This window comes from Campylobacter sp. LH-2024 (assembly GCF_048270605.1).
In the GTDB taxonomy this organism is placed as follows: domain Bacteria; phylum Campylobacterota; class Campylobacteria; order Campylobacterales; family Campylobacteraceae; genus Campylobacter_D; species Campylobacter_D molothri.
This window is the reverse complement of the sequence record NZ_CP168139.1, coordinates 165,263-187,111: the sequence shown is the minus strand read 5'-3', so window position 1 is coordinate 187,111 and position 21,849 is coordinate 165,263. Positions and strand designations below refer to the sequence as shown.

Below are 21,849 nucleotides of genomic sequence, written 5' to 3'. Positions count from 1 at the left end.
ATTTTTCAAAATCAACCTTAAACGCGTTTAACAAGAAAAGGATTTTTTATGTTAAAAGAATTACTTGAAATTAAAAAAGAAATGGAGCCAATTATCCATGAAGCTAATGTCAAGCTCAATGTCTTAGCAAGAGAAGTTATTGTTCGTAGAAAAGAATATGAAATTTACGGTCCTATGGTTGATCGTGTATATCTTGATAATGCAATTTATGTTAAGGTAATGTCAAGTGGACGTGATACAAAAAGCGATAATGTTCCAATAAAAAATGGTTTTTATATGGTTTTTGTTGCACCAGAAAAAGAAAGCACGAAAGATATTAAAAACAAACTCAAAGTTGCTTATGAAGGACTTGATAATAAATTTATCTCTTCTTTAATCCGCTCTTGCCAACGCTTTAAAGAAATAGTCAATAAAACTCAAGCGACTTTAGCTAAAGCTTCTCAAATGAATGTTTTAGTAAAAACCAATCTAGGTGAAGCAAGTGCTGCTCTTAAATTTAATATCACTATAGAATATACTAGGGACAATCAAAAACTTTCACGCGAAAATTCAAAATCAGCTGGAAGCTTTAGAGATACAAAAACTGCAATCAATCTTGTTGTAGATAAAAACACAGAATCAAGAATTTGTGAAAAATTACTCGACGATGTTGAAAAATATTTTATCGGTGGAGGCAATTAAATCACTCACCGATAAATTTTACTCCCATTTTTTCACGCACTTTATCCATCAAATTCATCATTTTTAAGATTTCTTCATGATTCATTTCATCACATTCTATTTTATTTTGCTCTAGAGCTTTAAAACAGGCTTGAAATTCATATTCAAAGCCATTGATTTGACTTGGTACAAGAGAATGCTTGATTAGCTTTCTTTCTTTGTTATAAACCTTTATAGACTTAGGATTATTGATATTATCGACGCAAATATAACCCTTTGTTCCATTGATAACGCCTTTTCTATCGCTAATAGCAGCTACGCTTGAATTTAAAAAAGCAAAAGCACCCTTTTGAAATTCTAAAATAATTCCATTGCTTTCATCTACGCCACTAGGCATTTTTTTACAAGTTGCGATTATATTTTTAATTTCATCTTTTAAAAAACTAAGTGCAAAATTAAGAGTATAAATTCCAACATCAAGCAAAGCACCTCCACCAAGCTCTAAGCTTGTTATGCGGTTTTTATGCATGACATTGTAGGCTAAATTTGCTTCTATGCTAACTATTTCGCCGATTAAATCCTTTGCTAAAAAATCTTTAATGATGTTTATATAAGGCATATAACGCGTCCAAATAGCTTCAGCCAAAAGTAATTTTTTAGTCTTTGCTAATTCTATAAGCTCTTTGGCTTGTTTGAAATTTAAAGTAAAGGATTTTTCACAAAGGACATTTTTATAATTTTCAAGGCAAATTTTTATATGTTCGTAGTGCAAAGAATGCGGAGTATTGATATAAACAAGATCTATATTTTTATCTTCAAGCAATTTTTCATAATTTGTATAAAATTTTTCAAAACCATGTCTAAAAGCAAATTCTTTTGCATGATTTAAAGATCCCACCGCATAAGGATGGAATCTAGCTTGTTTTAGCATTGGTGCAACTTTGTTTGCTATAGAACCAGCACCTAAAAAAGCGACATTTTTTCGCTTAGAATTTGTAAGCATATCCTAAATAAGCACTATAATTTGTTTCTTTAGGATCATAGAAATTTGATCCAACTTGGTTTTGGTAAAAATTCTTAGTATTATAGTGTATTTGTTCTGCTTTAACACCCAATTCTATTTCATTATGCGGAGTGATTTCATAGATAGCACCCAATTTTGCCCCATAAACAAAACCATCATAATTTTGAGATAAAGTTAAAAATGAAGTTTTCAAATCAACATCTGTTTTTGCATAACCAGAATACACACCTAAAACCGCCCTTGTATTTGTAAAAAGCTTTGGAGTAAAATCATAACCCAATAAAAATTTTTGCGTAGAAAAATCACCCTCTATAGAAAGCACAGAAGTTTTTATAAAATCATTAAAATCATCAGAGCCAGCATAAGTAAAATAAATTCTATGAGATTCATTCAAACGATATCCCAATTTAAGATCTAAAACCGGAATTGTTTGTGAAATATTACCATTAAAAGTAGAGTTTTTATTTTTATTACTATGCTTAAGATCAGCTTTTACTTTAGCATTCATTAAAGCAGCATCAACACCTATAAAAAATCCTGATCTTTCATCTGCCATAGCTAGATTAGCAAATAAGCACGTGCCAGCAACTATACTCAATAATTTTTTATTCATGTTTTCCCTTAAAATTTTAATCAATCTAAAAAAATAATTAGATTTCTAAATTATATAATTTTAATATTTAATATCAAATTTATTTTAAATAAATTTTAATTTTTTATTCAAAAATGGGAATATTTTACTCACTTAGGTACTACAATATCACTACGACATTCTATAACTGTATGAACATTTCCACGAGGATTAAAATCTCCTATAACTTTGATCCATTTTGGTTTGAGTTTATCTTTTAGGGTGTTGTAAATTTCATTGATACTTGCTTCATGTGAAACATTTCTATACATAAAAGTATTGATATAAAGTTTTATAGCCTTAAGCTCTACTACAAATTTATCAGGCATATACTCAAGATATATAGTTGCAAAATCAGGATAACCACTCCTAGGACAACAGCACATAAATTCTGGCAAAGTAATCTTTATGATATAATCATTTTTAACATCATTTGGCCAAATTTCCATATTGTCTACATTAAATTCTTTGATTTCTTTTTCACCATAACGCATTTATTTTCCTTTGCAATAATTTAAAATCCAAATTATAGCAAATTTCCATCTTACAAAAAAATTATATTGTCTTTGAAACCAGAGGTTTTCATATCGCCGCGACCGCCTGTTCCTGCTTCACCTACTACTATGTTACCAGAGTTAGCAGTCACTTTGAAAAGATTGCCGCCAATTTCTTCAAGTCCTGAGTTATTTGCTACAGAAGCCATAGCCATTTTTGCAACGGCAAAGGTTTTACCATTGGTAAATTCACCTAAGATATTTCCTTTATCATCTACACGTATAGCATCTGGTTTTAAATTTCCAGATGGATAACCATCGGTTGCTTGGCTTGTGAGTGCTGAAGCTGAATTTGAGCTTACAAGACCATCATTAGCACCACTTGTACCAAAGCTGAGTTTGATTTGTTGATTTGGTGCTGCACCGTTATTTGGTGAGAAATTTAGGGTTCTAGGATTGTATGAGGATAAAGATCCGTCATTGTTAAATCTTGCTGTTCCTACAACGATATTGCTTGGGCCTTCACCTGTGGTATTAATCTCAGCAGGTTCAGGAACACGGATGATCATTTGCCATTCATTTCCTCCATCTTGAGTGGTGCTTTGTTTTACAAATTGTACTTCTAGGGTGTGTTTAGAACCTAAAGAATCATAAATTTCAAGTCCGGCTGAGAAAGAGCTTAGTTTTAAAAGTTCGCTTTGTTTGACTTGGTTTCCTGCAGGGAAAACTCCATCAAGGCCTTTAAAGATTTTAGTGAAGGCATCATTAGTGCTTACTTTACCTTGGCTGTCTGTGTAGGAGGTGATGTTAAAATTCATGTTTTTAGCATCTATTGAAACAGCTTGAGCTCCAGCACCTGCATTAGCAAGTATAGTTGATTTTTCATTCGCATTAGTGATGGAAAAAGCTCCTGAGTCATTGACAGTTACTTTTACACTTTGGTTAATATCATCAGCATCATATCCTTTTAAACCATCTCCATCATAATCTACCCCGTATCTGGCATCTCTTTGTAAGAGCTCTCTTAGATCTTCGGTGGAATGAAAGATTCTCGCATCAGTATTTCTTAAGCCTCCTTGTATAGCATCATAATAATTTTTAGAGGCAGGATCCGTTGGAGCATTCCCACCCGTTCCTGCTTCAAATCCTTTTCCTCCATCAGGATTATACATAGGAGATAAATTTTGCTGGGAAGAGCTATAGATATATTTATGAGCTGTGATGATTTCTACATGATTATTTACTCGACCCTCCATCAGGTTATCATTAAACCAATCACTATCTTGACCTGCTTGAGTTAATTGGACTGTAAATTTTTTATTATCTTCACTCCAAGTAAGATTTTGATGTTCACCTGCTGTATTTTCTTTATTTACTACTAAATTGATATTTTTCATATTATCGGTGGTGCCGTTTGAATTGTCATTAACAAATTCTATACCGCTACCATCAGCTGTTTTAACAGCTTTTACTCCTGTGCCATCTCGGCTATCATTTGGAACAGTAAAAGTGTTAATATAAGCTACTGCTTCATCAATGCTTTTAATAGTTGAATTTTGGATATGAACTCCGTTTAAAGTGATATCTAAAGTTACAGGATTATCCGTATTTCCCCAAAAAATAACATCATTTTGAGTTGCATGATTAGTTTCATCAAAAACAGTACCTTTTTCAGTAGTAAATTTCGCATCAGCATAAGATACCCAAATGCCTTGGCCTTCTCGTAAATTTAGTCCTTGACCGCTAGCGTTAAATAAAGAAGCGCAATCAACCCCTTTTTCGGTTACATCGATGGCATTTTTAGAAGTGGTGTAAAATTGAGTAGTGCCTGTGTCGTTTTCGTCTTTGGTTTCACCAGTTTTTTTATTGTAACCATGGATAGAATCTAAAGAATATAAGGGTCTGCTAGCTGTGCCTATGTTTAGACCGCTGTTTAGGTTTGCTTTAATGGCTACTTCGGTTGATTTTGCGGCGGGGATATGCATGCCTGGATCGATGAAGATGTTTTGAGGGGATCTTGATGAATCAATGCTTTGAGTATCCCAGTTGATATTCCAAATGAATCGATACTTTTTATAATTTTTTTCAAAATTATTTGCAACTCACTCTAAAAAGAGCGAGTTAGCAATAATTTTGAAGGTAGTCAAGTCCAATCCAGTATTACAAATCTACCAGAAAATAGACTTGTAAAGCAAGATTAGTTTCCCACAAAAGTGGGAAAAATTTTATAAAGAATCAAAAGATCAAAAATTTATTGTTTCAATTGGATCAAAGTTTGAAGCATTTGATCACTAGTTGAAATAGTTTTCGAATTTGCTTGATAACCTCTTTGGATGATGATAAGTTCTGTCAAAGAACGACTCAAATCCACATTTGACATTTCAAGCGCCGAGGTTTTCATATCGCCGCGACCGCCTGTTCCTGCTTCACCTACTACTATGTTACCAGAGTTAGCAGTCACTTTGAAAAGATTGCCGCCAATTTCTTCAAGTCCTGAGTTATTTGCTACAGAAGCCATAGCCATTTTTGCAACGGCAAAGGTTTTACCATTGGTAAATTCACCTAAGATATTTCCTTTATCATCTACACGTATAGCATCTGGTTTTAAATTTCCAGATGGATAACCATCGGTTGCTTGGCTTGTGAGTGCTGAAGCTGAATTTGAGCTTACAAGACCATCATTAGCACCACTTGTACCAAAGCTGAGTTTGATTTGTTGATTTGGTGCTGCACCGTTATTTGGTGAGAAATTTAGGGTTCTAGGATTGTATGAGGATAAAGATCCGTCATTGTTAAATCTTGCTGTTCCTACAACGATATTGCTTGGGCCTTCACCTGTGGTATTAATCTCAGCAGGTTCAGGAACACGGATGATCATTTGCCATTCATTTCCTCCATCTTGAGTGGTGCTTTGTTTTACAAATTGTACTTCTAGGGTGTGTTTAGAACCTAAAGAATCATAAATTTCAAGTCCGGCTGAGAAAGAGCTTAGTTTTAAAAGTTCGCTTTGTTTGACTTGGTTTCCTGCAGGGAAAACTCCATCAAGGCCTTTAAAGATTTTAGTGAAGGCATCATTAGTGCTTACTTTACCTTGGCTGTCTGTGTAGGAGGTGATGTTAAAATTCATGTTGTGGGCAGTGAAATTTAATGGTCCTTGAGTATTTGAAAGAGTAGGACTTGTGCTAGTTTCATTAGGATTGGTGATAGAAAAGGCTCCTGAGTCATTGACTACTACTTTAACAGCTTCATTGACATCAGCTGCTGCAAAAGAACCACTGCCATCATAATCCACCCCGTATCTGGCATCTCTTTGTAAGAGCTCTCTTAGATCTTCGGTGGAATGGAAAGTTCTTTCATTGGTATTTAATAAGGATCCATTCATTACTGCCTCATAATAATTTTTAGAGGCAGGATCAGTAGGAGCTTGTCCATTTGTTCCTGGAACATAATTTGCACCTCCATCAGGATTATACATAGGAGGAAGATCTTGGGCTGAAGAGCTGTAGATATATTTATGGGCGGTAATAACTTCTGCATTAAAACCACCTTGTAAATTATTAGGTGTTGATGCTGTTCCTGTCGTAGCTGTCCAAATAGAAGCATTATTTTGTGTTACAATGGTGTGTGTAAAACTACCTTCTTTTCCATCTGCTCCTTGTTGCCAATTTGAAGTCCAAACTTCACCTGCTGTATTTTCTTTATTTACTACTAAATTAATGTTTTTCATATTATCGGTGGTGCCGTTTGAATTGTCATTAACAAATTCTATACCGCTACCATCTTTATTTTTAACGGCTTTTACTCCTGTGCCTGGTCTGCTATCATTAGCTACGGTAAAGGTATTAATATAATTTACCGCCTCATCGATACTTTTAATATCTTCATTTTCAATTTTAACTCCATTTAAGACTATACTTAGTTTAGTTTTTTGGTTTTCATCACCCCAAAAAATATTTGTTTGATTAGTATGATTGTTTGCATCAAAGGCGCTTACACCTAATTTATTGGTTTGGTATTTCGCATCAGCATAAGATACCCAAATGCCTTGGCCTTCTCGTAAATTTAGTCCTTGACCGCTAGCGTTAAATAAAGAAGCGCAATCAACCCCTTTTTCGGTTACATCGATGGCATTTTTAGAAGTGGTGTAAAATTGAGTAGTGCCTGTGTCGTTTTCGTCTTTGGTTTCACCAGTTTTTTTATTGTAACCATGGATAGAATCTAAAGAATATAAGGGTCTGCTAGCTGTGCCTATGTTTAGACCGCTGTTTAGGTTTGCTTTAATGGCTACTTCGGTTGATTTTGCGGCGGGGATATGCATGCCTGGATCGATGAAGATGTTTTGAGGGGATCTTGATGAATCAATGCTTTGAGTATCCCAGTTGATATTCCAACCTTGGACAACATAACCTGCGTTATTGACAAAATTTCCATAAGCATCAAGTTTGAAATCCCCACTTCTTGTAAGGTAATTTGTCAAACCTCCATCATCACTCACCATAAAAAATCCATCACCATTGATCGCAACGTCGGTATTTTTATCGGTAGTTTGAATCGATCCTTGAGAATGAATTCTTGTCGTAGAACTTACAGAAACACCTAAACCAATTTGAAGTGGATTTTGTCCGCCTCTACCATCAGTTGGCGCTGTAGCAATCTTAACAGTTTGGCTAAACATGGTTCCAAAATCAGCACGAGAATACTTAAAACCTGTTGTATTAACGTTAGAGATGTTATTACCTTCAACATCCATTGCTGTTTGATGTGCTTGAAGTCCGCTCACTCCGGACCAAAGTGATCTCATCATGATTGAATCCTTTATAAAATATTGCTTTTAACGCATTCGCGTTTATGCAATTTTATAAGCAAGTTCTGTTCCAACTTTTGAAATTTTTGAGATAAATATAAGAAATTTTTTGAAATTTTAAAAATATAGCCTTAAACTCTTATTCTTAAATTTGCAGCATGAGTTAAGGCTACTGCTATAGCATCTGTGATATCTAAAGGCTTGATTTCTTTACTTAGTCCTAAAAGTCTTTTTACCATAAAGGCAACTTGTTCTTTTGTGGCTTTTGCCTTACCTGTGACGGCTTTTTTAACTTGTAAAGGGGTGTATTCTGCAAAATCTCCATGAATTTGTAAAATTTTTAAACTCAAAGCCCCGCGAAATTGCGCGAGTTTTAAAACGGTTTTTGGATTGTAAGCGAAAAAAATATCCTCTATAGCTACCTCATCAAATTGATGTGTTTTAAAGATCAGATCTAAACCTTCGCAAAGCTCTGTGATTTGATATTGTAAAGTGCTAGGCTTCATTTTAATGAGTCCTGCTTCTATCAATACATTTTTATTTTTATCTGCTTCTATAATAGCATAACCACAATTTCTTGAACCTGGATCAATCCCTAAAATTTTCATAACTAGCCTTAATAAAGATAAAATAAAGATTTTAACCTTTTTTTATAAAATTTAAGATAAAATTTATACAATTAAAAAATTCAAAGAGAGATTATGAACCCAAGCGAAATACTCCTAGCTTTAAAAAAAGAATTAAATCAAAACGAATATGAAAATTATATATCTATGTTAAAATTCAATGAAAAGCTAAGCAAAGCTGATTTTTTAGTTTTCAATGCTCCAAATGAACTTATCGCTAAATTCATACAAACAAAATACGCCCGCCAAATTTCACATTTTTATGAAGTACAAAGTGGAATTAAAGCTAATATCAACATACAAGCACAAAATCAAAAACATAGTAAAAATACAACTAAAATCGATATCGCAAATATCAAAGCACAAAGCACGATTTTAAATCCTTCTTTTACTTTTGAAAGTTTTGTCGTTGGAGACTCTAATAAATACGCTTATGGAGCTTGTAAGGCAATCGCACATAAAGATAAACTTGGTAAGCTTTATAATCCTATATTTATCTATGGACCTACAGGACTTGGTAAAACCCATTTGCTTCAAGCTGTAGGTAATGCTAGTTTAGAAATGGGTAAAAAAGTTATTTATGCAACAAGTGAAAATTTTGTCAATGAATTTACCTCAAATTTAAAAAATGGCTCTTTAGATAAATTTCATGATAAATATAGAAATTGTGATGTTTTGCTCATAGATGATGTGCAGTTTTTAGGAAAAACAGATAAAATTCAAGAAGAATTTTTCTTCATATTTAATGAAATCAAAAATAATAATGGTCAAATCATAATGACTTCAGATAATCCACCTAATATGTTAAAAGGCATCACCGAACGTTTAAAGAGTCGTTTTGCACATGGGATTATCGCTGATATCACTCCACCACAACTTGATACTAAAATCGCTATTATAAGAAAAAAATGCGAATTTAATGATATCAATCTTTCTAATGACATCATAAATTACATCGCAACTTCTTTAGGGGATAATATAAGAGAAATTGAAGGAATTATCATCAGTTTAAACGCTTATGCAAATATAGTCGGACAAGAAATTACACTTGAACTTGCAAAAAGTGTTATGAAAGATCACATCAAAGAAAAAAAAGAAAATATCAGTATAGAAGATATTTTAGCTTTAGTTTGTAAAGAATTTAACATCAAACCAAGTGATGTGAAATCAAACAATAAAAAACAAAATGTAGTAACTGCTAGACGCGTTGCAATTTACTTAGCAAGAGAACTTACTAGTCTTACTTTTTCGCAATTGGCTAATTTTTTCGTAATGAAAGATCATACAGCTATTTCACATAATGTGAAAAAAATCAAAGAATTAATGGAAAAAAATAGCGAAACAAAAATCAAAATAGAAGAATTAAAAAATAAAATTTTAGTAAAAAGTCAAATTTAAGTGAAAAAAGGTGAAAAAATAGAAAGGCTATGTGAAAAAAATAGAATTAAGCAAAGTATGATAAAATACAAATTTAATGATTTTTTGCTGAAAAATTTCACAATTTCAACAACCCTATTATTACGACGAATTTTAAAATTAAATATAAGCAAGGAGAAAAAATGAAACTTAGTATTAATAAAAATATACTTGAATCCGCTATACTTTTATGTAATGCCTACGTTGAAAAAAAAGATTCTAGCACGATTACTTCACACTTACTTTTTCAAGCTGAAGAAGATAAACTTATCATCAAAGCAAGTGATTTTGAAATAGGAATTAACTATAAAATAAGAAAAATTCGCGTTGAAAGCAGTGGTTTTGCAACTGCAAATGCAAAAAATATAGCTGATGTTATTAAAAGTTTAAATAATGAAGAAGTTGTCTTAGAAACCATCGATAATTTTTTATTTATAAGACAAAAAAGAACAAAATATAAATTGCCTATGTTTAATTATGAAGATTTTCCAGATTTCCCAAAAACAGAAGGGAAAAATCAATTTGATATTGATTCAAGTGATTTAAGTCGTTCTCTTAAAAAAATCTTACCAAGTATTGATACTAATAATCCAAAATATTCTTTAAATGGTGCTTTTTTAGATATTAAAACAGATAAAATTAATTTTGTTGGAACTGATACTAGACGCCTTGCTGTTTATACTCTTGATAAAAATAATTCTCAAGAATTTTCTATAAGTATTCCTAAAAAAGCTATTATGGAAATGCAAAAACTTTTTTATGAAAAAATAGAAATTTACTATGATCAAAATATGCTTATTGCTAAAAACGATAATTTTGAATTTTTTACTAAATTGATTAATGATAAATTTCCAGATTATGAAAAAGTTATACCAAAGGAATTTAAACAAAATCTTGAATTTTCAACCGAAGATTTTATTGACAGTCTTAAAAAAATTAGCGTTGTAACTGAAAAAATGAAACTTCATTTTAATAAAGATAAGATTATCTTTGAAGGTATAAGCTTAGATAACATGGAAGCAAAAACTGAACTTGAAATGCAAACAGGTGTAAGTGAAGAATTTACTTTAACTATAAAAATAAAATATTTATTAGATTTTTTAATGTCTATAGAAGAAGAAAAATTCAGCTTAAATGTTAATGAATCTAATCTAGCTTTCGTAGTTAAATCTCAAGGTTTATCTATGATCATTATGCCTATGATTTTGTAAGAAATTTTTTAAAAGCTTAGATAAAAAGGAAAATTATGCAAGAAAATTACGGTGGAAGTAATATTAAAGTTTTAAAAGGCTTAGAAGCTGTTAGAAAACGTCCAGGAATGTATATAGGTGATACCAATATAGGTGGACTTCATCATATGATTTATGAAGTAGTAGACAATTCTATCGATGAAGCCATGGCTGGACATTGTGATACTATTGATGTAGAAATTACTACTGAAGGAAGTTGTATCGTAAGTGATAATGGACGTGGTATTCCTGTAGATATGCATCCGACTGAAAATATGCCTACTTTAACTGTTGTCTTAACCGTTCTTCATGCAGGAGGTAAATTCGATAAAGATACTTATAAAGTTTCAGGCGGTTTACATGGAGTTGGAGTTTCTGTTGTAAATGCTCTTTCTAAAAAACTTGTAGCTACAGTTGAAAGAAATGGAGAAATTTATCGTCAAGAATTTTCAGAAGGTAAAGTTACAAGTGAATTTGGTGTGATAGGAAAAAGTAAAAAAACAGGAACTACAATTGAATTTTGGCCTGATAATACTATTTTTGAAGTGACTGAATTTGATTATGAAATTTTGGCTAAAAGATTTAGAGAACTTGCGTATTTAAATCCAAAAATCACTATTAATTTTAAAGATAATCGTGTAGGAAAAAGTGAAAGTTTTCATTTTGAAGGCGGAATTTCACAATTTGTAAGCGATATGAATAAAAAAGAAGCTCTAACAAAACCAATTTTTTTTAGCGTAGATGAAGAAGATGTCAATGTCGAAGTAGCTTTGCTTTATAATGATACTTATAGTGAAAATTTACTTTCTTTTGTAAATAATATCAAAACTCCAGATGGTGGAACTCATGAAGCTGGTTTTAGAATGGGTTTAACTCGTGTAATTAGTAATTATATCGAAGCTAATGCTAGTGCTAGAGAAAAAGACAATAAAATAACAGGTGAAGATGTAAGAGAAGGTTTAATCGCTGTTGTAAGTGTAAAAGTACCTGAACCACAATTTGAAGGACAAACTAAAGGCAAATTAGGATCTTCTTATGTGCGTCCTATCGTTTCAAAAGCTAGTTTTGAATATTTGACTAAATATTTTGAAGAAAATCCTATCGAAGCAAAAGCTATTATGAATAAAGCTTTAATGGCTGCACGCGGTAGAGAAGCAGCTAAAAAAGCTAGAGAATTAACCCGTAAAAAAGAAAGTCTAAGCGTTGGAACTTTGCCAGGAAAATTAGCTGATTGTCAAAGTAAAGATCCAAGTGAAAGTGAAATTTATCTTGTTGAGGGTGATTCTGCGGGTGGTTCTGCAAAACAAGGACGTGAAAGATCTTTTCAAGCGATCTTGCCTTTGCGTGGTAAAATTCTTAATGTTGAAAAAGCAAGACTGGATAAAATTTTAAAATCAGAACAAATTCAAAATATGATTACTGCTTTTGGTTGTGGTATAGGTGATGATTTTGACATTTCAAAATTAAGATATCATAAAATCATCATTATGACGGATGCGGATGTGGATGGATCGCATATACAAACCTTGCTTTTAACCTTCTTTTTCCGTTTTATGAACGAACTTGTAGCTAATGGACATATTTATCTTGCACAACCGCCACTTTATCGTTATAAAAAAGGGCAAAAAAAAGAAATTTATCTTAAAGATGAAAAAGCTTTAAATGATTATTTGATCGAAACAGGAATTGAAAGTTCTAATTATGAAGGTATAGGATTAAATGATCTTAAAGACTTTTTAAAAATCGTTGCTGCTTATAGATCGGTTTTAAATGATCTAAAAAAACGTTTTAATGTGATTTCTGTGATTCGTTATCTTATAGAAAATCCTGATTTTATCAAAGAAAATAATGAAGAACTTTTTAAAATCATCAAAGAATTTTTAGACAAGCAAGGGCATAATATCTTAAATCATTATATCAATGAAAATGAAATTCGTATGTATATACAAACTGAAAATGGCTTAGAAGAGCTAATCATCAATGATGATTTATTTGCGCATCCACTTTATGAAGAAGCAAATTATATCTTTAGTAAAATCAAAGAACGCGATTTAACTTTTGAAAAAGATATCTTAGAAATTTTAGATGAAGTTGAAAGAAATGCTAAAAAAGGAGCTTATATCCAACGTTATAAAGGTTTAGGTGAGATGAATCCTGAACAACTTTGGGAAACGACTATGGATCCAAGCATAAGAAGACTTCTTAAAATTACTATAGAAGATGCACAAAGTGCTAATGATACTTTTAATCTTTTCATGGGCGATGAGGTAGAGCCAAGACGTGATTATATCCAAGCACACGCTAAAGATGTGAAGCATTTGGATGTGTAATCAAATAAAGAAGATTTTTCTTCTTTATTTAGAAACTGATTTAAAGATAATTTTATGAAAAAATATAGTTTTTTAGATTTGATCATAGATGTTTTAAAAGAAACTGAATTTCCTTTAAGTGCAAATGAAATTTGGCAATATGCTTTAGATAAAAATTTTGATAAAAAACTCCAAAGTTATCAAAATGGAACTTTAACTAAAACTCCTATTGCAAGTTTAACTGCTAAAATTTATGTTAATTTAAACAGTAAAAATTCTTCAATTTTAGTTGTTTCTAAAAATCCAACGAAATTTTGGTTAAAAGAAAGAGAAAATGAACTCAATCTAGTAAAATCAAAAAATATAGAAATTCAAAAAGAAGAAAGTAAATTTAGAGAAAGGGATTTACATCCTTTAGTAGTTAAGTTTTTATTTGAAAGTCCTGATTTTAATCTTTATTCTAAAACTATTTTTCATGAAAAATCTCATAAAGGAAAAAGTGGTGAAAATGAATGGATTCATCCTGATATAGTAGGTGTGCATTTTCCTTTTAAAGATTATGAAAATGAAACTTTTAAACTTTGCAAGAATTTAAATCAAATTTCTTATAAAATTTATAGTTTTGAGCTTAAAATAAAACTTGATTTTTCAAATTTAAGACAAAGTTATTTTCAAGCTGTGAGTAATTCTAGTTGGGCAAATGAAGGTTATTTGGTTGCTTTGGAATTTGATGATGAGATTATGAATGAGCTTTGGAGATTAAATAATGCTTTTGGAATAGGTTTTATTAAGCTTGATGTTAGAGATATTAATGATTCTAAAGTGATTATTAAAGCTAGAGAAAAATCGAATTTAGATCTTATTACTTTAGATTTATTAGTAAATAAAAATAAAGATTTTAACGAATTTATACAAAATTTAAATAAGGATATCAATATATCAGATATTGAAAGAATAGGATATAAATTTTATGATGAAATTTATAATGATGAAAAAATGCAAAAATATCTAAAAGATAAAAAAATTATTTAAGAGTTTTATCAAAAAAAGAAATTCACTTTTTTTGATAAAATTAAAATTATTTATTTTCTAAAATAACAGCTAGAGGAACTCTTCTTCTAGTGTTGTATTGTTCTCCGTAGTATTTTTCAAGATAATTTAAAATCTTTTCTTCATCTTCAGCTGGAATTTCCCACAAGCCTTCTTCTGCTTGCATCCATCTAATAGCAGCTAACCAAGCTTGTTTGTTAGCGTGCATATTTGTAATAAGTCCTGAATTATGACAAGCAAGACAATTAGCCTCTACTAAAGGTGAAACAGGATCGATGATTAAACCTGTTTCTGGATTTACTTTATAATCTTGAGCAAAAGAAAAACTCAAGCTTAAAGCAAGTAAAAATAAAATTTTTTTAAACATAATCAAACTCCGTATACATTCACTCTATGGCAAGCATTGTTTAAATAACCGCCTGGATTCCATTGTGCTAAAACCATAGGTTGGCTTTTGTTTTCACTATCAACCGCTCTAGCCCAAATTTCATAATATCCTTTTGTCGGAATAGAAACTTCAGCACTCCATTTTTGCCACGCTAAACGATTAAGTGGTTTTTCTACTTTAGCTTTAGTCCAAGTTACACCATAATCACAACTTACAAAAACATCTTTTACAAACAATTCTCCCGCCCAAGCTTTTCCTCTAACTTCAAATTTTTTATTAACTTTTACTTGAGTGCCATTTTTTATATTGGTGATTACAGATCTTACCGGCATTGATTCTATGATTTTTGTTTCGCCTTTATAGTTAAAATCACCTGGTTTAACAGGATTTACAGGAACTCTATAAGATCCTTCCATTTTTTCACCATCATGAACTTTATTTCTTACAACGATTTTGCTTAACCATTTTCCACTTGTACTTGCAGGATAACCCCCACAAACTAAACGTAAAGGATAGCCATTATATAGTGGGATGTCTTTTCCTTCATAAGCCCAAGCTACTAATGTTTCATCTTGTAAAGCTTTAGAAATAGGAACACCACGGCTAATAGGAGCACTTTCTTCACCATTTAATTTAGTGTCTATTCCATAATATCCAATATAAACAGCATCTTTTTTAAGACCACAATCTTCTAAAATATCTTTTAATCTTACTCCAGTCCATCTACCACAAGCTACAGCACCATAACCCCATTGAGTTCCTTTAGTGCTAGGTAAAACTTCTGCTCTTCCATTTCCACCACATTCAACGGTTAAAGCATAAGTATAAGTTTTAAATTTCTTTTTCAATTCATCCAAAGTATAAGTTTTAGAATTTACAACACTTTCGCCACCAATTTCTAAAGTCCAACCTTTTTTTAATCTTGCTTTGATAGTTTCTAGAGTAGGTGGAACACCATTATTTCTAACAAAGAAATTTTCAGGTTTTGTAAAATCACTATCTAAAGCATAAATTTCTGTTTCTGCAGTCATTGGTCTATCACCATGATAGATCAAATCTTTTTTTCCTTCTAGTTTAAAATTTGATAATTCTTTCGCTAAAGCTTTGCTGCCTAAAAAATTTTTGAAAGAAAAACTAGATAACACGCTTATTCCAAGCAAACTAACTCCTAAATTTTTTAGAAAATCTCTTCTATTTTCTTCATTGTGATCAGTTTTTTTCATTGTAATTTCCTTTAATTTTTTAAATACGATAATTTTAGTATAATTTAAATAATCTAAATAATTTATAATATTAATGTTTTTCATTAAAAAAAATTATTATTTTAAAATAATGATACAAAACTAAGTATTTTATAATAAAATAACATTTCGATGATTTTTATATAATCAAAATTTTTATTATTTAAGGAGAAAAATTGACTTTACTTATAAATCCAGTTATAGTAAGTGTTTTGTTGATGAGCTTACTTTGTTTGTTTCGTTTTAATGTACTTTTAAGCCTTTTAATTTCAGCACTTGTAGCAGGAATGCTAGATCATATGCCATTAACAGAAAGCATGAACGTTCTAATTGATGGTATGCAAGGAAATTTAAAAACGGCTTTAAGCTATGTTATTTTAGGTGCAATTGCTGCGGCGATTTCTCGCACTCAATTAACAGCATATTTGATTAAAATAGTAAGTCATTTTATTTCTCATAAAAAATATTTATTGATTTTATCTATTGCTTTAATTTCTTGTTTTTCTCAGAATTTAGTTCCTATTCATGTGGCTTTTATCCCTTTGCTGATACCGCCACTTTTAAGTTTGTTTAATCGCTTAAAGATAGATCGTAGAGCGGTTGCTTGTGCTTTAACTTTTGGTCTTACAACTCCTTATATGGTTTTGCCTGTTGGATTTGGTTTGACTTTTCAAGATCTTTTAAGAGATAATCTTGAAAAAAATGGTATTAATGTGACTTTAAATGATGTCACCCATACTATGTATTTTGCAGCTATTTGTATGATCGCTGGACTTTTTTTAGCAATTTTTGTTTTTTATCGTAAACCAAAAGAATACAAAGAAATTGAACTAGCTAAAATCGACTTAGAAAATTTAACAATGACACGTAAAGAATGGGGTGTTTTAGCTGGATTGATTTTAACTTTAGTATTGCAAATTGTTACTATGAATTTACCTTTATCAGGACTTTTAGGCTTTATTTTAATGGTTATTTTAGGTGGAATTAAATATAGCAATGTTAATGAGATTTTTGATGATGGGCTTAAGACTATGGGATTTATCGCCTTTGTTATTCTTGTAGCAGCAGGTTATGGAGAAGTTTTAAGACATGGTGGAGCAGTGCAAGAACTTGTTAATTTTGTGATTCCATGGATAAAGCAAAGTAAATTTTTAGCTATTTTTTTAATGCTTTTAATTGGACTTATTGTAACTATGGGCATAGGAACTTCTTTTGGTACTATACCTATCATTGCTACGCTTTTTTGCCCTATTTGTATAGAGCTTGGTTTTAGCATTCCTTTGACGATTTTTATTTTAGGAGTAGCTGGAGCTTTAGGAGATGCTGGGAGCCCTGCTAGTGAAACTACAATGGGAACAACTGTAGGTTTAAATGCCGATAGACAACACGATCATATTAAAGATACCTGCATACCAACTTTTATTTTTTACAATGGTCCTTTACTGATTTTAGGAAGTATTATTGCTATGTTTTTATAGCATCTAGTTTATATTCTTATTTATGCTATAATCCTTATAAATAGTGAAATTAATTTATAAGGAGTGAAGATGAATTTAGAGGATATTTTAGAAAAAAATCAAAGCGTAGGACTTTATGATTCTAAAAATGAGCATGATGCTTGCGGGATTGCTGCTGTTGCTAATATACGTGGTATTGCTTCTTATAAAGTTATTTGTAATGCTTTAGAAATTTTAATGAATCTTGAGCATAGAGGAGGTTTTGGAGCTGAAGAAAATTCAGGAGATGGAGCTGGAATTTTAATCCAAATTCCACACGATTTTTTTAAAACTCAAGAATTAGGCTTTGAACTTCCTAAAAAAGGCAATTACGCTGTTGCACAAATGTTTTTATCTCCTAATTTAGAGGCTAAAGAAGAAGCTAAAGCCATATTTTTACAAGGTTTAAAAGACAAAAATCTTGAATTTTTAGGATTTAGAGAAGTTCCTTTTAATCCTAGCGATATAGGAAAGAGTGCTTTAAGAGCTATGCCTTATTTTTTACAAGCTTTTGTGAAAAAGCCTGATGAGGTTAATGCAGGAATTGAATTTGAAAGAGTGCTTTATGCTTGCCGTCGTCTTATAGAAAAAAGGGCCATAAATGTGCCTAAATTTTATTTTTCTAGTTTTTCTTCTAGAACTATTGTTTATAAAGGGATGTTGCTTTCAACGCAATTGAGTGATTTTTATCTTGATTTTAAAGATGTCAATATGAAATCAGCCATAGCGTTGGTACATTCTCGCTTTTCTACTAATACTTTTCCAAGCTGGGAAAGAGCACATCCAAATCGTTATATGGTGCATAATGGTGAGATTAATACTATACGAGGTAATGTTGATGGTATTAGATCAAGACAAGATTTGATGCAAAGCGATTATTTTGAAAATTTGGATGAAATCTTTCCAATTATTGCTAAAGAAAGTAGTGATTCTGCCATGTTTGATAATACTTTAGAATTTTTAGCTTTAAATGGTAGAACTTTAGAAGAAGCTTTTATGATGATGGTACCTGAACCTTGGCATAAAAATGAAAATATGCAAATTCATAAGCGTGCATTTTATGAATATCATTCTTTATTGATGGAACCTTGGGATGGTCCTGCAGCCATAGTTTTTACAGATGGTGTGATTATGGGGGCAAGTTTAGATAGAAATGGTTTTCGTCCTTCAAGATATTATCTTACAAAAGATGATATGCTAATACTTTCTAGCGAAACAGGGGCTTTAAAAATAGATGAAAAAAATATTAAAGCTAAAAAACGCTTGGAGCCAGGAAAGCTTTTACTTGTTGATACGGCAAGGGGAAGGGTGGTAACTGATAATGAAATTAAAGAGCATTATGCTAATGCTAAGCCTTATCAAAAATGGCTTACAAATTTGATCGATCTTGAAAAACAAAATAGTGGAGTTTATAAACACAAATTTTTAAAACAAGATGAAATTTTTAAACTTCAAAAAATTTTTGGTTGGGATGAAGTCGAGCTTAGCATAAAAACTATGGCACAAAATGGTAAAGAAGCAATCATTTCTACTGGAGTTGATACGCCTTTAGCTATTTTATCTAAAAATTACCAGCCTTTGTATAATTATTTTAAGCAGCTTTGTGCACAAGTGACTAATCCTCCGCTTGATTCTATACGAGAAGAAATTGTAACTTCAACAAGAATTTATTTAGGTTGTGAGGGAAATTTATTAAAACCCGATGAAAAAAATGCTAAACGTGTAAAAATTTCTTTACCAATTATCAGTAATGAAGAATTATTTGAGATTAGATCTCTGAAAAATTTTAAAGTAAAAGAATTTTCTATACTTTATGATTATTCTAAAATGAATTTAGAAAAAGCTTTAGATAATCTTTTTATAGAAATAGAAAAAGAGATAAAAAAAGGGACTTCTATTGTTATTTTAAGTGATAAAGGAGCTGATGAAAATAATGCTTACATCCCTGCTTTGCTTGCAGTTTCTGGAGTGCATAATTATTTAGTTAGAAAAAATTTAAGAACACATACAAGTATTATTATAGAAAGTGCAGAGCCAAGAGAAATTCATCATTTTGCTTGTCTTTTGGGCTATGGTGCTACAGTGATTAATCCTTATTTGGTTTATGAAAGTATTTATAAACTTATTCAAGATAAAGAACTTGATTTAAGTTATGAAAAAGCGGTTGAAAATTTCATCCATGCAAGCTCAAATGGTATAGTAAAAATTGCTTCTAAAATGGGCGTTTCTACTTTGCAAAGTTATAATGGATCAGCACTTTTTGAATGCTTGGGATTAAATTCTAAAATGATTGATAAATATTTTGGTTCTACTGTTTCTCGTATAGAGGGTATTAGCTTACATGATTTTGAAAAAGAGTTTCTTTATTTTTATAAAAATGTTTTTAATGACAAAGATTTTAAAGAAGAACATTTAATCGACCCTATGATTGTTTTCAATCTTCAAAAAGCGTGTCAAAACAATGATTATAAAATTTTTAAAAAATATTCTTCTTTGGTCGATGAAAAACAAATTACATTACGTTCTTTAATGGAATTTGATTTTAATGAAGCTATTAGTATTGATAAAGTAGAAAGCATAGAAAGCATAGTAAAACGTTTTAGAACAGGTGCTATAAGCTATGGATCAATTTCTAAAGAAGCTCATGAGTGTTTGGCTATGGCAATGAATAAAATAGGTGCAAAATCAAACTCAGGTGAGGGAGGTGAAGATGAACAACGCTATGAAAGCAATAAAAATTCTGCTATAAAACAAGTTGCAAGTGGGCGTTTTGGAGTAGATTTAAATTACTTAATTCATGCAAAAGAAATTCAGATTAAAGTTGCCCAAGGTGCAAAACCAGGAGAAGGAGGTCAATTATTAGGCTTTAAAGTTTATCCTTGGATTGCCAAGGCTAGACATTCTACTCCAGCTGTGACGCTTATTTCTCCGCCGCCACATCATGATATTTATTCTATTGAAGATTTGGCTCAGCTTATTTATGATTTAAAAAATGCAAATAAAGATGCCAAAATTTCAGTAAAGCTTGTTAGTGCAAACGGTATAGGAACTGTTGCTGCTGGTGTTGCAAAATCAGGAGCAAATTCTATCTTAATTTCAGGTTATGATGGAGGAACAGGAGCAAGTGCTAGAACTTCTATTTTGCATGCCGGAATTCCTTGGGAATTAGGCCTTACTGAAGCGCATCAAACTCTTATTTTAAATAAACTGAGAGATAGAATAAAATTAGCAGTTGATGGCAAACTTATGACAGGAAGAGATTTAGCTATAGCAGCACTTTTAGGAGCTGAAGAATTTGGTTTTGCTACTGCAGTTATGATAGTAATGGGTTGTAGTATGAATAAGGTTTGTCATCTTAATACTTGTCCAGTTGGAATCGCCACTCAAGATATCAATCTTAGAAAGAATTTTAAAGGAAAAGTGGATGAAGTTGTTAATTTTATGTATTTTATAGCTGAAGAATTGAGAGAATATATGGCTAAATTAGGTTTTGAACGCTTAGATGATATGATAGGTCGCGTAGATAAACTTTATCAAAAAAATGTTCAAGCTAAAGCAGGAAAAATTAATTTAGATAAAATTTTAAAATCTTTATCCACTTACAATAAAACCGCGGTGCATTTTAAAGATTATAAAGATAATAAACTTGAAAAAACGATTGATTATAGAATTTTACTCCCACTTTGCAAAAATGCTATAAAAAAACCGATTAAACTTTCTTTAGAAGTAGGCAATCAAAGTAGAACTTTTGCTACTATGCTTTCAAGTGAAATTTTAAAAATTTATGGAAAAGACGCTTTAATGGAAGATAATATTCATATTAAAGCTATAGGAAATGCTGGAAATAGTTTTGGAGCTTTTTTGATAAAAGGGATCAAGCTTGAGATTATCGGGGATAGCAATGATTATTTAGGAAAAGGTTTAAGTGGAGGAAAAATCATCGCTAAAATTTCAGATGAAGCAACTTTTTCACCTGAAGAAAATATTATTGCAGGAAATGCTTGTTTGTATGGTGCAACCGAAGGTGAAGTATATCTTGATGGTATAGCTGGAGAGAGATTTTGTGTAAGAAATTCAGGTGCTAAAGCTGTGGTTTTAGGAATGGGAATTCATGGATGTGAATATATGACAGGTGGGCTTGTGGTTGTGCTTGGTGATATAGGTGCTAATTTTGCAGCTGGTATGAGTGGAGGTGTTGCTTATATATTAGGAAGACACAATGAAGTTCATGTTAATACTGAGTTTGTAGATATTAAAGATTTGAGCACTAAAGATGAAAAAGAATTAAAAAATATGATAGAAAAGCATATTTTTTATACTGATTCTAAAAAAGCTAAAGATATATTAGATAAATTTGATAAGAAAGATTTTTTTAAAATTATGCCAAGGGATTATGAAAAAATGTTAAAAATGCTTGAAATTTGTAAGCATGAAAAAGATCCAGATTTGGCAGCTTTTTTGAAAATCACACAAGGATAATA

General features: G+C 31.1%; 14 protein-coding genes and 1 pseudogene. 7 read left to right on the top strand and 8 right to left on the bottom strand.

Annotation, left to right across the window (positions count from 1 at the left end; translation table 11 throughout):
- Positions 1 to 48: 48 nt before the first annotated feature.
- On the top strand, positions 49 to 681 hold the full coding sequence (locus tag ACD570_RS00985; protein ID WP_200282370.1) for a hypothetical protein: 633 nt from the start codon (positions 49 to 51) through the stop codon (positions 679 to 681).
- Between the two features lies 1 nt (position 682).
- On the opposite strand, the gene ACD570_RS00980 is transcribed toward ACD570_RS00985, so the two are convergent.
- The 6 genes and pseudogenes from ACD570_RS00980 to ruvC form a co-directional block, all read right to left on the bottom strand.
- Positions 683 to 1,663, bottom strand: a complete 981-nt coding sequence (locus tag ACD570_RS00980; protein ID WP_337209752.1) for a Gfo/Idh/MocA family oxidoreductase — start codon at positions 1,661 to 1,663, stop codon at positions 683 to 685.
- Complete coding sequence (locus ACD570_RS00975; protein ID WP_337205127.1) at positions 1,647 to 2,297, bottom strand: outer membrane beta-barrel protein; 651 nt, start codon at positions 2,295 to 2,297, stop codon at positions 1,647 to 1,649. The genes ACD570_RS00980 and ACD570_RS00975 overlap by 17 nt, the downstream gene beginning before the upstream one ends.
- Before the next feature lie 128 nt (positions 2,298 to 2,425).
- Positions 2,426 to 2,809: a preQ(1) synthase gene (gene queF / locus ACD570_RS00970; protein ID WP_337205128.1), complete on the bottom strand. Its 384-nt coding sequence runs from the start codon at positions 2,807 to 2,809 to the stop codon at positions 2,426 to 2,428.
- Positions 2,810 to 2,880: 71 nt separating this feature from the next.
- Positions 2,881 to 4,866 (bottom strand): annotated as a pseudogene (gene flgE / locus ACD570_RS00965) (flagellar hook protein FlgE); the annotation flags it as partial.
- A gap of 194 nt (positions 4,867 to 5,060) precedes the next feature.
- Positions 5,061 to 7,613, bottom strand: a complete 2,553-nt coding sequence (gene flgE / locus ACD570_RS00960; protein ID WP_417904321.1) for a flagellar hook protein FlgE — start codon at positions 7,611 to 7,613, stop codon at positions 5,061 to 5,063.
- A 131-nt stretch (positions 7,614 to 7,744) separates the two neighbouring features.
- On the bottom strand, positions 7,745 to 8,221 hold the full coding sequence (ruvC, locus tag ACD570_RS00955) for a crossover junction endodeoxyribonuclease RuvC (protein WP_417904320.1): 477 nt from the start codon (positions 8,219 to 8,221) through the stop codon (positions 7,745 to 7,747).
- Positions 8,222 to 8,314: 93 nt separating this feature from the next.
- Here ruvC and dnaA point away from each other — a divergent pair, with 93 nt between their 5' ends.
- From dnaA to ACD570_RS00935, 4 genes are all read left to right on the top strand, one after another.
- The gene (gene dnaA, locus ACD570_RS00950; protein ID WP_417904319.1) at positions 8,315 to 9,637 is read left to right on the top strand and encodes a chromosomal replication initiator protein DnaA; all 1,323 of its coding nucleotides are present in this window, start codon (positions 8,315 to 8,317) and stop codon (positions 9,635 to 9,637) included.
- Positions 9,638 to 9,798: 161 nt separating this feature from the next.
- Positions 9,799 to 10,866: a DNA polymerase III subunit beta gene (dnaN, locus tag ACD570_RS00945; protein ID WP_417904318.1), complete on the top strand. Its 1,068-nt coding sequence runs from the start codon at positions 9,799 to 9,801 to the stop codon at positions 10,864 to 10,866.
- Between the two features lie 35 nt (positions 10,867 to 10,901).
- Positions 10,902 to 13,214, top strand: a complete 2,313-nt coding sequence (gene gyrB / locus ACD570_RS00940) for a DNA topoisomerase (ATP-hydrolyzing) subunit B (protein WP_417904317.1) — start codon at positions 10,902 to 10,904, stop codon at positions 13,212 to 13,214.
- Positions 13,215 to 13,268: 54 nt separating this feature from the next.
- Entirely contained in the window at positions 13,269 to 14,225 is a 957-nt protein-coding gene (locus ACD570_RS00935; RefSeq protein WP_239820297.1) for an HrgA protein, read from the top strand.
- A gap of 46 nt (positions 14,226 to 14,271) precedes the next feature.
- Here ACD570_RS00935 and ACD570_RS00930 read toward each other — a convergent pair whose 3' ends face one another.
- Positions 14,272 to 14,610 carry a cytochrome C gene (locus tag ACD570_RS00930; protein ID WP_200281474.1) on the bottom strand — a complete coding sequence of 113 codons (339 nt, stop codon included), beginning with the start codon at positions 14,608 to 14,610 and terminating at the stop codon, positions 14,272 to 14,274.
- Between the two features lie 2 nt (positions 14,611 to 14,612).
- The gene (locus tag ACD570_RS00925; protein WP_200281476.1) at positions 14,613 to 15,854 is read right to left on the bottom strand and encodes a sulfite oxidase; all 1,242 of its coding nucleotides are present in this window, start codon (positions 15,852 to 15,854) and stop codon (positions 14,613 to 14,615) included.
- A gap of 236 nt (positions 15,855 to 16,090) precedes the next feature.
- Here ACD570_RS00925 and ACD570_RS00920 point away from each other — a divergent pair, with 236 nt between their 5' ends.
- Complete coding sequence (locus ACD570_RS00920; protein ID WP_417904448.1) at positions 16,091 to 17,350, top strand: Na+/H+ antiporter family protein; 1,260 nt, start codon at positions 16,091 to 16,093, stop codon at positions 17,348 to 17,350.
- Between the two features lie 69 nt (positions 17,351 to 17,419).
- Positions 17,420 to 21,847: a glutamate synthase large subunit gene (gene gltB / locus ACD570_RS00915; protein ID WP_337207674.1), complete on the top strand. Its 4,428-nt coding sequence runs from the start codon at positions 17,420 to 17,422 to the stop codon at positions 21,845 to 21,847.
- Positions 21,848 to 21,849 lie beyond the last annotated feature (2 nt).

Coding starts and splice junctions, on each gene's coding strand:
- ACD570_RS00925 (WP_200281476.1), bottom strand. CDS start 15,854: ATGAAAAAAACTGATCACAATGAAGAAAATAGAAGAGATTTTCTAAAA.
- ACD570_RS00920 (WP_417904448.1), top strand. CDS start 16,091: ATGAGCTTACTTTGTTTGTTTCGTTTTAATGTACTTTTAAGCCTTTTA.
- ACD570_RS00980 (WP_337209752.1), bottom strand. CDS start 1,663: ATGCTTACAAATTCTAAGCGAAAAAATGTCGCTTTTTTAGGTGCTGGT.
- queF (WP_337205128.1), bottom strand. CDS start 2,809: ATGCGTTATGGTGAAAAAGAAATCAAAGAATTTAATGTAGACAATATG.
- ACD570_RS00985 (WP_200282370.1), top strand. CDS start 49: ATGTTAAAAGAATTACTTGAAATTAAAAAAGAAATGGAGCCAATTATC.
- ACD570_RS00975 (WP_337205127.1), bottom strand. CDS start 2,297: ATGAATAAAAAATTATTGAGTATAGTTGCTGGCACGTGCTTATTTGCT.
- ruvC (WP_417904320.1), bottom strand. CDS start 8,221: ATGAAAATTTTAGGGATTGATCCAGGTTCAAGAAATTGTGGTTATGCT.
- gyrB (WP_417904317.1), top strand. CDS start 10,902: ATGCAAGAAAATTACGGTGGAAGTAATATTAAAGTTTTAAAAGGCTTA.
- gltB (WP_337207674.1), top strand. CDS start 17,420: ATGAATTTAGAGGATATTTTAGAAAAAAATCAAAGCGTAGGACTTTAT.
- flgE (WP_417904321.1), bottom strand. CDS start 7,613: ATGATGAGATCACTTTGGTCCGGAGTGAGCGGACTTCAAGCACATCAA.
- dnaA (WP_417904319.1), top strand. CDS start 8,315: ATGAACCCAAGCGAAATACTCCTAGCTTTAAAAAAAGAATTAAATCAA.
- ACD570_RS00935 (WP_239820297.1), top strand. CDS start 13,269: ATGAAAAAATATAGTTTTTTAGATTTGATCATAGATGTTTTAAAAGAA.
- dnaN (WP_417904318.1), top strand. CDS start 9,799: ATGAAACTTAGTATTAATAAAAATATACTTGAATCCGCTATACTTTTA.
- ACD570_RS00930 (WP_200281474.1), bottom strand. CDS start 14,610: ATGTTTAAAAAAATTTTATTTTTACTTGCTTTAAGCTTGAGTTTTTCT.